The following is a 13,925-nucleotide window of genomic DNA, read 5'->3' as shown; positions in this document are numbered from 1 at the left end:
CCGCGCCCGCGGCCACCACCGCACCGGCCGCTCGCACCACCAGTGGTCAGAAGACGTACTCGTCACCGGTGGCGGGCACCAGCACCTCATGCCGGTTGTTGTCGGGGTTCCGGTCGGTCGCACCACCGTTCCAGACGGTGTCGATCCGTACGACCACCTCGTTCGGCCGCCTCGCCAGCTGCAGCTCGAGCGCGAGCTGGCGGCCCGCCCACTCGTCCGCCCGTAGCGGACCCGTCCGGCACAGCACGGTTCGGGCGCTCGCCTGCAGACACTCGACCGGCATCTCCTGCCGACCGCTGAGGGGCACCGAGAAACGGAACCGTACGGTCACGCTCGCCGGACTCGACGGACCGTGGTTCTCGCTGTGCAGCCAGACCCCGAGCCCCCTGCCCCACAGCGAGACATGCCCGTGGTGCGAGACGTCCGCCTCCCGCGCCACCCGCCGGTCCGCCGGCACGGGCACGGGCCCCGTCGCGACCGCCTGTCCAGCCCCCCATGCCCCTGTCGACACCGTTGCCGCCATCGCCGCCGCGGCGGAAACCGCCAGCCGAGCCTTACGCGTGACTACCATGCCCCGAAGATACCGATCACCCCGAATTATCCGTATTTACACACCGATTCCCCGCTCCACTCCACCCGCTTGCCCCACCCATCCGAACCCACCCGACCCCCATGAAACGCTGCACCCATGGTCGTCGCCCGCTCTGTCGCACTCTTCGCCGTTGCCGCACTCTTCGAGATCGGCGGTGCCTGGCTCGTCTGGCAGGGCGTGCGGGAACACCGGGGCTGGATCTGGATCGGCGCCGGAGTCATCGCCCTGGGGGCGTACGGCTTCGTCGCCACGCTGCAGCCGGACGGTGAGTTCGGCCGCATCCTCGCCGCGTACGGCGGCGTCTTCGTCGCGGGCTCACTCGCCTGGGGCATGGTCGCCGACGGCTACCGCCCCGACCGCTGGGACGTCATCGGCGCGCTGATCTGCCTGGCCGGCATGGCCGTGATCATGTACGCCCCCCGCAACCACTGAGAATCAACACCCCACCGGCCACGTCGCCGACACCCACCACCGACCGACCGCCGGCCACGCCGACACCCGCCGGACTGCGGCGGCGCCGCTCTCCCCGCCCCGGCCGCCTCGGGAAACGCGGCCGCCGAACGGAACCTCGCGCCGCCTGCCTATCCTGGCCCCGTACCGATCAGCTGTCCGAGGAGTCGAGTCCGCATGGCCGCCACCCCCATCGCCGTCATCACCGGAGCGAGCAGCGGCATCGGTGCCGCGACCGCCCGGCAGCTGGCCGCCGCCGGCTACCGCGTCGTCCTGACCGCCCGCCGCAAAGACCGCATCGAGGCGCTCACCGCCGAGATCAACGAGGCGGGCCACGAGGCCACGGCATACGCCCTGGACGTCACGGACCGCGAGGCGGTCGACGCTTTCGCCACCGCCTTCCGCTCCCTCGCCGTCCTCGTCAACAACGCGGGCGGCGCGCTCGGCGCGGACCCCGTCGCCACCGGCGACCCGGCCGACTGGCGCCAGATGTACGAGACGAACGTCATCGGCACGCTCAACGTCACCCAGGCCCTCCTCCCCGCCCTCACTGCGGGCGGCGACGGCACGATCGTGATCCTCTCCTCGACGGCGGGCCTGTCCACGTACGAGGGCGGCGGTGGCTACGTAGCCGCCAAGCACGGCGAACACGTCCTCGCCGAGACCCTCCGCCTGGAGATCGTCGGCACCCCGGTCCGCGTCATCGAGGTCGCCCCCGGCATGGTCAAGACGGAGGAATTCGCCACCACCCGCTTCCGCGGCGACACCGAGAAGGCCGCCAAGGTCTACGCCGGCGTCGATGCCCCCCTCACCGCCGACGACGTGGCCGACACGATCACCTGGGCCGTCACCCGCCCCAGCCACGTCAACATCGACCTCCTGGTGGTCCGCCCCCGCGCTCAGGCGTCCAACTCCAAGGTCCACCGCACGCTCTGAAGCCATCGGCCCGCACGGAAGAGCCCCGGACCACCACCACAGGGTCCGGGGCTCGTCTTCGTAGCGGCGCCAAGGGCACTCAGCCCTTCACACACACCACCTGCTTCAGCTTCGCGACGACCTCCACCAGGTCCCGCTGCCGCTCGATGACCTGCTCGATCGGCTTGTAGGCACCCGGGATCTCGTCCACGACGCCGGAGTCCTTCCGGCACTCCACGCCCCGCGTCTGCTCCTCCAGGTCCCGCGTCGAGAAGCGCCGCTTGGCCGCGTTGCGGCTCATCTTCCGGCCGGCACCGTGCGAGGCCGAGTTGAACGACTTCGCGTTCCCGAGCCCCTTCACGATGTACGAGCCGGTGCCCATCGACCCCGGGATGATGCCGAAGTCACCCGAGCCGGCACGGATCGCCCCCTTGCGGGTGACCAGCAGGTCCATGCCCTCGTACCGCTCCTCCGACACATAGTTGTGGTGGCAGGAGATGACCGGTTCGAAGGTGACCCGGGCCTTCTTGAACTCCTTGCGGACGACGTCCTGGAAGAGCCCCATCATGATCGCGCGGTTGCGCTTCGCGTACTCCTGGGCCCAGAACAGGTCGTTCCGGTAAGCCGCCATCTGCGGGGTGTCCGCGATGAAGACCGCCAGGTCACGGTCGATCAGACCCTGGTTGTGCGTCAGCTTCTGCGCCACCCCGATGTGGTACTCGGCGAGTTCCTTGCCGATGTTCCGGGACCCGGAGTGCAGCATCAGCCACACCGAACCCGACTCGTCGAGGCAGAACTCGATGAAGTGGTTTCCGGATCCAAGCGTTCCCATCTGCTTGGTGGCACGCTCATGACGGAATTTGACCGCATCCGCAATCCCGTCGAACCGTCCCCAGAAGTCGTCCCAGCCCGCGGTCGGGAAGCCGTGCAGCCGGCCGGGGTCCACGACGTCGTCATGCATGCCCCGGCCCACCGGAATGGCCTGCTCGATCTTCGACCGAAGCCGCGACAGGTCGCCCGGAAGGTCATTGGCCGTCAGGGAGGTCTTCACCGCGGACATGCCGCACCCGATGTCCACTCCCACCGCCGCCGGACAGACCGCACCACTCATCGCGATCACCGAACCGACGGTCGCACCCTTGCCGTAATGCACGTCGGGCATGACGGCCAGCCCCTTGATCCAGGGCAGCGTGGCAACGTTCTGCAGCTGCTGCATCGCGCCGTCCTCGACCGAAGCCGGGTCGGCCCACATGCGGATGGGAACCTTCGCCCCCGGCACCTCTACGTACGACATAGCTCCTCGATTCCCCCGAAAAGTCTGAAAGCGCAAAACCGGTGCCAAGGTCGGCAAAAGAGTCGGCCGACCGGCAATCACAGCGGCGCGTGCGATACACATTGTGTCCACCGGCCGCCATCGAGCGGCAACTTCTTTTCGCTCGAAGGGAGCCCGGACCGTGCGACGAATGGCGTACGTACCCGGCGTCGCACTCCTCGCAGTGCTGACGGCCGGCTGCACCGGTGGCACCGGTACCGAAGGCCCCGCCGCCGACAACAAACCCGGCAGCCCGAGCATCGCCGCCGCCCCGTCGGGCAAGTACCGCACGCTTCCCGAGCCCTGTCGCTCCATCGCGCGATCCACGCTGGAGGACCTGCTCCCGGGCATCGCCGAACTGCCGGAGAACCAGCAGGAGAAGGCGTACAGGGGCACGGCCGCCGTCACCTATGACACCGACCGCAGGGTCGGCTGCCAGTGGAAGTCGGAGGCCGCGGCCTCGTCCCGCTCCGTCGTGCTCGACTTCGAGCGCGTCGTCTCGTACGACACCTCGGTGAGCGACGAGGACCGTGCCCGCGAGGTGTACGGGAAGAAGGAGACCGCGGCCCACCTGCCGTCCGGCACCTTCACCCCCGACGACGCGGAGAAGGTGACGGCCTCGCCGTCGGACTTCCCGTCGGACTCGCCGTCGGACTCCCCCTCCGGCTCTGCACAGGGCACCGACGGCGACGCGGGCGCGGGCTCCGAGGACCTCCGTCCGCGCACGCTCGACGGCCTGGGAGATGCCGCATTTCTGGACGATCTGCTCACTCGGGCAGGATCCAGCGCACAACACCGCGCGGTGAGCGTGGTATTCCGCACATCGAACGTCATCGTGACCGTCCGGTACTCCGAGCAGCCCGCCCTCGCGAGCCAGGTCCCGGACAGCAAGGAACTGCAGGAGAAGGCCCAGGCGCTGGCCCGGAAGCTGGTCGACAAGTTCAGCGAATAGCCCGCCGCGGGGCGCCACCGAACCGCACCCGCGCCGGTCGGCGGAGGCGGCATCCGTCCGCCGTCCGTCGTACCGTGGCCCTCCGGAACACCCGCCCGAGCACCATGCCACCCGCCCGTCGCGCCACCCGAGTGAAGGAACCATGCACCGATCAGCCCCGCGACTCACCCGCATACTCGCCTGCGCCGCCGTCCCGGTGATGCTCGTCGTCGCCGGCTGCTCGTCGGACTCCGACAGCAAGAAGGAGTCGGGCTCGTCCTCGGCCTCCGCTCCGAGCGCGCAGAAGACGGAGGCGACGGTAGAGCCGGCGAAGTTCGCCGAGCTGCCCGACCCGTGCGACGCGATCTCCGCAAAGACGATCACCTCGCTGGTGCCCAAGGCCAAGAGCAAGGCCGGTACGCCGGCCCGGTCCAGCGACACCGGGGCGCGCGCCGGCTGTTCCTGGAACGGCCTCGACGACAACGGCGTCAAGGGCTCGCAGTACCGCTGGCTCGACGTCGGCTTCACCCGCTTCGAATCGGACCAGGCGCTCGGCAGCGGCGCCAAGCGCGCCCAGGAGGACCTCGCGAACCAGGTCGCCAAGAGCAAGGCGACCGAGGGCGCCAAGAAGGTCGTCGAAGCCCCCGTCAGCGGTATCGGCGACCAGGCCACCACGGTCACGTACGACCTCACCAAGACGAAAGAGGACTTCAAGTACGCGACGGTCGTGGCCCGTACGGGGAACGTCGTCGTCACCCTGACCTACAACGGCGCGGGTTACGCGGGCGCGAAGACGCCGTCCGGCGACGACATCCTGAAGGGCGCCGAGAAGGCCGCCAAGGAGGCCGTCGCGGCGGTCGCCGATGCCAACGGGAAGAAGTCGAGCCCGTCCGCGGGCACATCGAAGTCTCCGACGGCGACGAAGTCCGCGGCGTCCGCGAAGTCCGGCTCGTCCCCGAAGTCGACACAGTCGGCGGGCTCCCCCAAGTCGACGAAGTCCGCGGCGTCCACGTCGTAAGACCGCACCACCGCCCGCCGGGCATTCCCGCAAGGCCCACGGCAGGTACCCGAACAACCCTGCGCAGAAGCAGTCTTACGAAGCCCGGCCCTCCCCCGAGAGCCGGGCTTCGCCCCTCCCCGAGCACCGCACCCCACGCGCATGTGCCAGGCTGTGCCCGCCAGAAGTCGAAGTCGGGAACGCAGGGAGGGGATCGCGGGTGGCCGCGATGCAGCTGACACGCACGCACCGGATACTCATCGGGATCGTCGTCGCCGGCGCGGCAGTCATTGCCGCGATCGGCTTCGCGGGCTCGTACGCCGCGGTGCGCGCGCTCGCAGAACAGAAGGGCTTCGGGAACTTCTCCCTGGTCTTCCCGATCGGCATCGACGCGGGCATCTGTGTGCTGCTGGCGCTGGACCTGCTGCTGACCTGGATGCGGATCCCGTTCCCGCTGCTGCGCCAGACGGCCTGGCTGCTGACCGCCGCGACGATCGCCTTCAACGGCGCCGCGGCCTGGCCGGATCCGCTGGGCGTCGGCATGCACGCGGTGATCCCGGTGCTGTTCGTGGTCGCCGTCGAGGCCGCCCGGCACGCGGTCGGCCGGATCGCCGACCTCACGGCCGACAAGCACATGGAGGGTGTCCGTCTCACCCGCTGGCTGCTCTCCCCGGTCCCGACCTTCAAGCTGTGGCGCCGGATGAAGCTGTGGGAGCTGCGTTCGTACGAGCAGGTCATCAAGCTCGAACAGGACCGGCTGATCTACCAGGCGCGGCTCCAGGCCCGCTTCGGCCGCAACTGGCGCCGCAAGGCGCCGGTCGAGTCCCTGATGCCGCTGCGGCTGGCGAAGTTCGGCGTCCCGCTGGCCGACACCGGTCCGGCCGGGCTGGCCGCAGCCGGCATCGAGCCGGCCCTGCTGCCGCCGGCTCCGGCAGCCGCCGAATCGGTGCACCCTCAGCCCGAGCTGCCGTACGCCGCCCAACAACAGCAGCAGTACGCCGAGCCCCGGCAGCACCCGCAGCAGACACGGCAGTACGCCCACCCCTCCGACCCGGCCGCCGAGGAGTGGCCCCCGGAGGGCCCCGGCGCCCACGAGAGCCCCTGGTTCGCGGCGCCGCAGGTCCCGGAGGGCGCGTACGAGGGCGCGTACAACCCCACGTACGTCGAGGGCCTGGAGCCCACCCCGGTCATGATCCCGTCGGGCCCGGGCGGCCGCACCCGTCCCCTGGGCAACGTGGGCACGATCGGCGCGGTCCCTCACCCCCGCAGCGAGGAACCCCTGCCGGAGCAGCTGGAGCAGCCGCAGGGTCTGCCCCAGGAGGAGCCGCAGCCCCAGCAGGAAGCTGATCCGGCGGAGTGGGCCGAGGCGGAGATCGAGTTCGGCAACATCGCGTACGAGGTGTTCTCCGACCTCACGCACCAGCACCAGGTCCACCCGAGCGCCGAGGTCCTCGACATAACGCTCTCGGACGTCCACGGCGTCAGTCACCCGCGCAGCACGGCCCTGCTCCGGCGCCTGCTCCCAGGCTTCAAGCAGCGCTTCGACAACGAGATGGCCGAGAACCACATCGCGTAGCCGCCCCCGAGTCCGTCCGCCGCACGAGAACGGACCGGAACCGACAGAACGGAGGGCCGTCACCCGCATCACCGGGTGACGGCCCTCCGTACGACCGACTCCTACGCGCCCAGCAGCTTCCGCACCCGGTCCGCGCCGACGGCCAGCAGCAGCGTGGGCAGCCGCGGACCGGTGTCACGGCCGACCAGGAGCTGGTACAGCAACACGAAGAACGACCGCTGCGCGGCCTTCAGCTCGGGCGTCGGCTTGGCGTCCGGCTCCAGCCCCGCCAGGGTCTTCGGCACCCCGTAGACGAGCGTCGTGAGGCCGTCCAGCGACCAGTGCGTTTCCAGCCCGTCCAGGAGCAGTCGCAGCGACCGGCGCCCCTGGTCGTCCAGCGAGCCGAGCAGTTCCTTGTCCGGCTCGTCGCGGACGATGGTGCGGGCGTCGGCGGGGACCTGGTTGGTGATCCAGTTCTCCGCGCGGTCGAGCCGCGGCCGCGCCTCGTCGAGCGAGCCGATCGGGTTCTCCGGGTCCAGCTCGCTCAGGATGCGCAGCGTCTGCTCGTCGTGGCCGGCGGTGATGTCGACGACGGACGCGAGGGTGCGGTACGGCAGCGGGCGCGGCGTGCTCGGCAGCTCACCGGCGGCCGTGCCGATGGCCCGTGCGTACGCGGCGGCGTCGGCGGGCAGCACGGAGCCGTCGGCGACCTTGCGCGCCAGCGAGTCCCACTCGTCGTACAGCCGCTGGATCTCCTGGTCGAAGGCGATCTTGAAGGACTGGTTGGGCTTGCGGCGCGCGTACAGCCAGCGCAGCAGCGGTGCCTCCATGATCTTCAGCGCGTCGGCCGGGGTCGGTACGCCACCCTTGCTGGAGGACATCTTCGCCATGCCGGAGATGCCGACGAAGGCGTACATCGGGCCGATCGGCTGCACACCGTCGAAGACCTCGCGGACGATCTGGCCGCCGACGACGAACGACGAACCGGGCGAGGAGTGGTCCACGCCGCTGGGCTCGAAGATCACTCCTTCGTATGCCCAGCGCATCGGCCAGTCGACCTTCCAGACCAGCTTGCCGCGGTTGAACTCGTTGAGCCGGACGGTCTCGGCGAAGCCGCAGGCGGTGCACGTGTAGTTCAGCTCGGTCGTCTCGTCGTCGTACGACGTGACGGTCGTGAGGTCCTTCTCGCAGTTGCCGCAGTAGGGCTTGTACGGGAAGTAGCCGGCGGAGCCACCGCTGCCGTCGTCCTCGCTCGCCGCGCCGGAGCCCGCCTCGGCCTCCAGCTCGGCCTCGTCGACCTTCTTCTGCTGCTGCGGCTTCTTGCCCTTGCCCGCGGCCGCCGGGTCCTTCTTCGTGCGGTATCGATCGAGGACGCCGTCGATGTCGGCGCGGTGCCTCATGGCGTGCAGGATCTGCTCGCGATAGGCCCCCATCGTGTACTGCTCGGTCTGGCTGATGCCGTCGTACTCGACACCCAGTTCGTCCAGCGCGGCCGTCATGGCGGCCTTGAAGTGCTCCGCCCAGTTCGGGTACGCGGACCCGGCCGGGGCGGGCACGGACGTCAGCGGCTTGCCGATGTGCTCGGCCCACGACTCGTCGACACCGGGGACGCCCGCCGGGACCTTCCGGTAGCGGTCGTAGTCGTCCCACGAGATGAGGTGCCGGACCTGGTGCCCGCGGCGGCGGATCTCGTCCGCGACCAGGTGCGGGGTCATGACCTCGCGGAGGTTGCCGAGGTGGATCGGGCCCGACGGCGAAAGACCGGACGCGACGACGACCGGTTTGCCAGGCGCACGACGCTCCGATTCGGCGATGACATCGTCCGCGAAACGGGAGACCCAGTCGGTCTCGGTGCTGCTCTGACTCTGAGCCACGGTCGGCACGTCCTTCTCTCTGGTAGGGCTCGTAGGGGCACCGTCCATTCTCCCAGGTCCCACCGGCAGCGCGAAAACGGCTTTACAGTGCGTGGGATACTGGGCGTGATCCCTTGTACCCCTACGGAAACGGCAGCCGTCCCATGGCCTCGGTCAATTCCCTCGCTTCCACGCTCCAGCAGCAGCTCGCGGACGCCCTGACGGCAGCACTGCCGGATGCCGGCACCGCGGACCCGCTGCTGCGCCGAAGCGACCGGGCCGACTTCCAGGCCAACGGAATCCTGGCCCTCGCCAAGAAGCTGAAGGGCAACCCGCGCGAGCTGGCGTCCCAGGTGACGGCCGCGATCCCGGCCGGCGACCTGATCAAGGAGATCGAGGTCTCCGGCCCCGGCTTCCTGAACATCACGCTCAGCGACAAGGCCATCATCGAGACCCTCGCCGCGCGCGCCGCGGACGACGCGGGCCGGCTCGGCGTGCCGTACGCGCAGAACGCGGGCACGACGGTGGTCGACTACGCGCAGCCGAACGTGGCCAAGGAGATGCACGTCGGGCACCTCCGCTCCGCGGTGATCGGTGCCGCGATGGTGGAGGTCCTGGAGTTCACGGGCGAGAGCGTGGTCCGGCGCCACCACATCGGCGACTGGGGCACCCAGTTCGGCATGCTCATCCAGTACCTGATCGAGCACCCGCAGGAGCTCGACCACCGGGGCGGCGAGGAGCAGGACGGCGAGGCCGCCATGTCTTCGCTGAACCGGCTCTACAAGGCGTCGCGGGCGCTCTTCGACTCCGACGAGGGGTTCAAGGCCCGCTCCCGGGACCGGGTGGTGGCGCTCCAGGCCGGTGACGAGGAGACGGTCACGCTCTGGCAGCGGTTCGTCGACGAGTCGAAGATCTACTTCTACTCGGTCTTCAACAAGCTCGACATGGAGATCCGCGACCCCGACATCGTCGGCGAGTCCGGCTACAACGACATGCTCGAAGAGACCTGCCGGATCCTGGAGGAGACGGGCGTCGCCGTCCGCTCCGAAGGTGCGCTGTGCGTCTTCTTCGACGACGTGAAGGGCCCGGACGGCAACCCGGTCCCGCTGATCGTCAAGAAGACGAACGGCGGCTACGGCTACGCGGCGACCGACCTCTCCGCGATCCGTGACCGGGTCCAGAACCTCAAGGCGAGCACCCTGCTGTACGTCGTGGACGCGCGGCAGTCGCTCCACTTCAAGATGGTCTTCGAGACGGCCCGCCGGGCAGGCTGGCTGAACGAGGACGTGAAGGCGCACCAGTTGGCGTTCGGCACGGTCCTCGGCAAGGACGGCAAGCCGTTCAAGACCCGTGAGGGCGAGACGGTCCGGCTGGTCGACCTGCTCGACGAGGCGATCGAGCGGGCGACGGCCGTCGTGCGCGAGAAGGCCGAGAAGGTCGGCCTGACCGAGCAGGAGATCGTCGAGAACGGCGAGTACGTCGGTATCGGCGCGGTGAAGTACGCCGACCTCTCCACGTCCGCCGTCCGGGACTACAAGTTCGACCTGGACCAGATGGTGTCGCTGAACGGCGACACGTCCGTGTACCTCCAGTACGCGTACGCCCGTATCAAGTCCATCCTCCGCAAGGCGGGCGAGACCCGGCCAGTCGCGCACCCGGAGCTGCAGCTGGCTCCGGCCGAGCGGGCGCTGGGTCTGCACCTGGACCAGTTCGGCGAGAACCTGGCCGAGGTGGCGTCGACGTACGAGCCCCACAAGCTGGCCGCGTACCTCTACCAGCTGGCCTCGCTCTACACGACGTTCTACGACCAGTGCCATGTGCTGAGCGACGACAACCCCGCCGAGGTGGTCGAGAACCGGCTCTTCCTCTGCGACCTGACCGCCCGCACCCTGCACCAGGGCATGGCGCTGCTCGGCATCCGCACCCCCGAGCGTCTCTGACTCCCCGTCTCCCCCTGTGACCTGCTGAAATCGCCTATTGACCCGATGTCGGCCACCGGGCGACAGTGACGCGGCCGACCTGTTCGGCCGCGTACACAACAGTCACAGGGTGGGGGACGGACCCATGCAGGTCGACGGCGAAGAGGACAGACCGGCGCGCGCGGAAGCGGAAGCACTGTTGCGGGCGGGACGGCTCTTCGAAGCCCGGTGCACGGCACAGGACGCGGGCGGGCCGGGCGCCGGGCTCTACGCCGTTCTGGGGGCGGTCCCATGCGGCGGAAGACGCGGACGACGAGGACGATCTCGCCGAACGGGTCCACCGCAGAGGGCTCGCCGCGTTCCCCGACGACCTCGACCTGCTCGCCGCCTATGCGCAACTCTGCCTGAACAGCAGCCCGTTCGACCGCCCCGCCCGGTAAAGGCGCGGCCCCGAGCCGGCCGCGCGAACTGGCGCCGGGCTCTCCGCAGGCGCTCCGCGTCGAACAGGCCGCCTCACGCCGCGGCAGGCTCACCGGCAGGACCGGCGACACCGAGGTGAAGGACCAGCACAAGGGCATCCGTCTCACGGTGCACTTCTCCGCGAAGGACCCGTCGGGCTCCACGGGAACCGTTCCGGACGAGCTGGCGCTCCCGGCCGGCACCTACCGGGACGAGAAGGGCTTCGTCACCTACTGGCAGAGCGACATGGCCGACGCCCTCACCTACTGAGTCCGCACCCGCTGAACCTTCAACTCGCCTCCTGCCAAGGGGAGTAGCTCGTAGGATCGAAGATCGAAACCTGAAGGAGGCAGCGTGCGGGCCAAAGGCGGCGGCAGACCAACAACGTCGAACATACGGACAGCGGCAGCCATCGCAGCCGCAGTCGCATCGCTGGTGCTGATCACCAGCTGCGGCCAGGCGTCGGGATACCGCGCGTCGGACAATGCGTCCAGCACCTCCTCGCCGACCCCGAGCGTGAACCCGTCCTACGGCGCGAAGTTCCTTGCCATCAACGAGTGCGCCGCCCCCGAACCCGGCCGGACGGATGTCTACCGCGAGGTCCCGTGCGACGACCCCGAGGCCGTCGCACGGGTGACCAACCGGATGAACACCGGCCACGCCGAGCCGTTATCGGGCACCAGCTGCTTGGATTACACGGACTTCGCGATCGATGTGCCGGTCAGTCTCGCCGTCCTGGAGGGCACACAGGCGACGGGTGAGGGCTACGCCTGCATGCGCAACCTGAAGCCTCCGCACCCCGGCGAGCCCGGCGGCCCGGGGATCGAGGTCGGCGACTGCGTGAGCGGCGGGTCGAAGGACGGGGACGTGATCACGGAGGCCGCCTGCCGGACCAAGGGCAAGAAGGACGGAGCGACCCACAAGATCATAAAGATCGTTGAGGACGGGTTCGTGGGCGGCTTCAATGACCCGTGCGACTACAAAGCCGACGCCGTGTTCACCGAGAACCCGATCTTCGACTCCGACCCGGCCAGGAACGACCGCGTCCTGTGCGGCAAGAAGCTCTGACCCACACGACCGGGGAGCAGCCCCGCCACCGGCCCCGGCCCCTGCTCCCCCTCCCCCGGCCCCCCACATCCTCCGGATCAGTCCCGGTAGTCCGGCGCCACCCGGTCCAGCAGACGCAGCATCGCCGCCCAGGCCAGGTCGTACGCCCCGTCGTCCTGGAAGTCCGCGTCCGCCTCGCCCGCGAGCTGACGGGCGGTGTACTCGCAGGTCTCGGGAGAGGGGACGATCAGCGGTCCGCCGCCGGCCTGGGCAGTGACCTGGATCTCGCAGGCCCTCTCCAGGTAGTACATACGCAGGAAGGCCTGGGCGGCGCTCTCTCCCACCGTCAGCAGACCGTGGTTGCGCAGGATCAGCGCCGGGTGGGTGCCGATGTCGTCGACCAGGCGCTTCTGCTCGTCGAGGTTGAGGGCGACGCCCTCGTAGTCGTGGTAGCCGACGCGGTTGTAGAACTCCATCGACATCTGGTTGAGCGGCAGCAGCCCGTCGCGCTGTGCGGCCACGGCGCAGCCGGCCCTGGTGTGGGTGTGCAGCACGCAGTGGGCGTCCTCGCGCGCGGCGTGGATCGCGCTGTGGATGACGAAGCCTGCGGGGTTGACCGGATAGGGGGTGGGCTCGACCGGGTTGCCCGCCACATCGATCTTGACCAGGTTGGAGGCGGTGATCTCCTCGAAGAGGAGACCGTAGGGGTTGATGAGGAAGTGGTGATCGGGCCCCGGAAGCCGCAGCGAGATGTGCGTGAAGATCAGGTCGGTCATCCGGAAGTGCGCCACGAGCCGGTACACGGCGGCGAGTTCGCGCCGCAGTCGCGTCTCCTCATCGACAGTTGCGTCGGCGGTCTGCACGTCGGTCATGAGGGGGCTCCTTCGAGGGTCGGGTCGACCACGGGGGTGAGGGGTCGCCCGGTGCGGTGCCAGGCGATGACGTTCTCGGCGGGTGCGCACACGTAAGCCCGCTGCGACGCGTCGGACAGATAGGCGCTGTGCGGGGACAGCTGGATGCGCGGGTGGCTGCGCAACGGGTCGTCGAGCGGCGGGGGTTCGACCGGGAACACGTCCAGTGCTGCCGCCCCGAGCCGTCCGCTGTCCAGGGCGGCCAGCAGGGCCGCTGTGTCGACGAGTTCGCCGCGGGCGACGTTCACGAGGAAGGCGCCGGGCCGCATCCGGGCGAGCAGCGCCGTGTCGACCATGCCGCGGGTCTGCGGAGTCAGCGGTGTGTGCAGGGAGAGTACGTCGGAGCCGGCGACCAGTTCGTCCAGGCCGAGCCGCTCGACACCGTCGGGCCACCCGGCCGCGTCGGCGTGCGGGTCGTACGCGGCGACGCGGCCGAAGACGGGGGCCGCGATCCGGGCCAGGACCCGCGCGATGCGTCCGAATCCCCACAGTCCGAGCGTCAACTCCCCCGCCCTGCGCGGCAGTGCGGCGAATTCGGTGTTCCAGCCGCCACCGCGCACGGTGGCGTCCGCCTGGGGCAGTGCGCGCACCAGGCTGAGCGCACTGGCGAGCGCATGCACCGCGACGTCCTCGGTCGCGGCGTACGGAAGGTTGCTCACCCACAGCCCGCGACCCCGCGCCTGCGCCGTGTCGATCATGTCGTACCCGGCGGACATGGTGGCCAGCATCCCGACACCGGGGAGCCGGTCGAGCAGCGCGGCGTCCACGGGCGCGTAGCCGACGATCAGCGCGACGGCGTCACGCGCGGCGGCGGCGATCGCGTCCGGGTCGCGGCTGCCGACGACGCGCGTGTCGAATCCCGCGTCGGTCAGCAGTCGTACACCCGGACCGACGTCGAGTTCCTCGGGGTCCGTGAACACCACCAGGGGCCGGCTCATCCCATCCTCCTCAAGTTGCTCAGAGCGTCACGCGATGATGATTCGT

13 protein-coding genes are annotated in these 13,925 nt (G+C 69.8%); 8 read left to right on the top strand and 5 right to left on the bottom strand.

All coding sequences use genetic code 11. From position 1 onward, the window contains the following. Positions 1–46 precede the first annotated feature (46 nt). The gene (locus OG972_RS23485) at positions 47–571 is read right to left on the bottom strand and encodes a hypothetical protein (protein ID WP_266984502.1); all 525 of its coding nucleotides are present in this window, start codon (positions 569–571) and stop codon (positions 47–49) included. A 117-nt stretch (positions 572–688) separates the two neighbouring features. Here OG972_RS23485 and OG972_RS23480 point away from each other — a divergent pair, with 117 nt between their 5' ends. Next, entirely contained in the window at positions 689–1,024 is a 336-nt protein-coding gene (locus OG972_RS23480; protein WP_266984500.1) for a YnfA family protein, read from the top strand. Positions 1,025–1,219: 195 nt separating this feature from the next. Then, positions 1,220–1,978 (top strand): SDR family NAD(P)-dependent oxidoreductase, encoded by a 759-nt coding sequence (locus OG972_RS23475; protein WP_266984498.1) that lies wholly within the window; start codon positions 1,220–1,222, stop codon positions 1,976–1,978. Between the two features lie 79 nt (positions 1,979–2,057). On the opposite strand, the gene OG972_RS23470 is transcribed toward OG972_RS23475, so the two are convergent. Next, positions 2,058–3,251: an RtcB family protein gene (locus OG972_RS23470; protein WP_266984496.1), complete on the bottom strand. Its 1,194-nt coding sequence runs from the start codon at positions 3,249–3,251 to the stop codon at positions 2,058–2,060. Between the two features lie 169 nt (positions 3,252–3,420). On the opposite strand from OG972_RS23470, the gene OG972_RS23465 reads away from it, so the two are divergent. From OG972_RS23465 to OG972_RS23455, 3 genes are all read left to right on the top strand, one after another. Continuing rightward, positions 3,421–4,221, top strand: a complete 801-nt coding sequence (locus OG972_RS23465; RefSeq protein WP_266984494.1) for a DUF3558 domain-containing protein — start codon at positions 3,421–3,423, stop codon at positions 4,219–4,221. Between the two features lie 142 nt (positions 4,222–4,363). Beyond that, positions 4,364–5,218, top strand: coding sequence for a DUF3558 family protein (locus OG972_RS23460; protein ID WP_266984492.1), 855 nt, complete (start codon positions 4,364–4,366; stop codon positions 5,216–5,218). A 199-nt stretch (positions 5,219–5,417) separates the two neighbouring features. Further along, on the top strand, positions 5,418–6,773 hold the full coding sequence (locus OG972_RS23455; RefSeq protein WP_266984490.1) for a DUF2637 domain-containing protein: 1,356 nt from the start codon (positions 5,418–5,420) through the stop codon (positions 6,771–6,773). Between the two features lie 101 nt (positions 6,774–6,874). Here OG972_RS23455 and lysS read toward each other — a convergent pair whose 3' ends face one another. Next, positions 6,875–8,635, bottom strand: a complete 1,761-nt coding sequence (gene lysS / locus OG972_RS23450; RefSeq protein ID WP_266984488.1) for a lysine--tRNA ligase — start codon at positions 8,633–8,635, stop codon at positions 6,875–6,877. A 134-nt stretch (positions 8,636–8,769) separates the two neighbouring features. On the opposite strand from lysS, the gene argS reads away from it, so the two are divergent. From argS to OG972_RS23435, 3 genes are all read left to right on the top strand, one after another. Beyond that, on the top strand, positions 8,770–10,545 hold the full coding sequence (gene argS, locus OG972_RS23445) for an arginine--tRNA ligase (protein WP_266984486.1): 1,776 nt from the start codon (positions 8,770–8,772) through the stop codon (positions 10,543–10,545). 534 nt (positions 10,546–11,079) lie between these two features. Beyond that, on the top strand, positions 11,080–11,253 hold the full coding sequence (locus OG972_RS23440) for a hypothetical protein (RefSeq protein ID WP_266984484.1): 174 nt from the start codon (positions 11,080–11,082) through the stop codon (positions 11,251–11,253). A gap of 84 nt (positions 11,254–11,337) precedes the next feature. Next, positions 11,338–12,051, top strand: a complete 714-nt coding sequence (locus OG972_RS23435) for a hypothetical protein (RefSeq protein ID WP_266984482.1) — start codon at positions 11,338–11,340, stop codon at positions 12,049–12,051. A gap of 77 nt (positions 12,052–12,128) precedes the next feature. On the opposite strand, the gene OG972_RS23430 is transcribed toward OG972_RS23435, so the two are convergent. Together OG972_RS23430 and OG972_RS23425 are read right to left on the bottom strand one after the other, a co-directional pair. Further along, the gene (locus tag OG972_RS23430) at positions 12,129–12,902 is read right to left on the bottom strand and encodes a class II aldolase/adducin family protein (protein WP_266984480.1); all 774 of its coding nucleotides are present in this window, start codon (positions 12,900–12,902) and stop codon (positions 12,129–12,131) included. Further along, positions 12,899–13,879, bottom strand: a complete 981-nt coding sequence (locus OG972_RS23425; RefSeq protein WP_266984478.1) for a C-terminal binding protein — start codon at positions 13,877–13,879, stop codon at positions 12,899–12,901. The genes OG972_RS23430 and OG972_RS23425 overlap by 4 nt, the downstream gene beginning before the upstream one ends. Positions 13,880–13,925: the final 46 nt, after the last annotated feature.

Source organism: Streptomyces sp. NBC_01669, assembly GCF_026339735.1.
GTDB lineage: Bacteria > Actinomycetota > Actinomycetes > Streptomycetales > Streptomycetaceae > Streptomyces > Streptomyces yanii.
The sequence above is the reverse complement of the archived record's forward strand: the minus strand, read 5'-3'. Positions and strand labels throughout refer to the sequence as shown.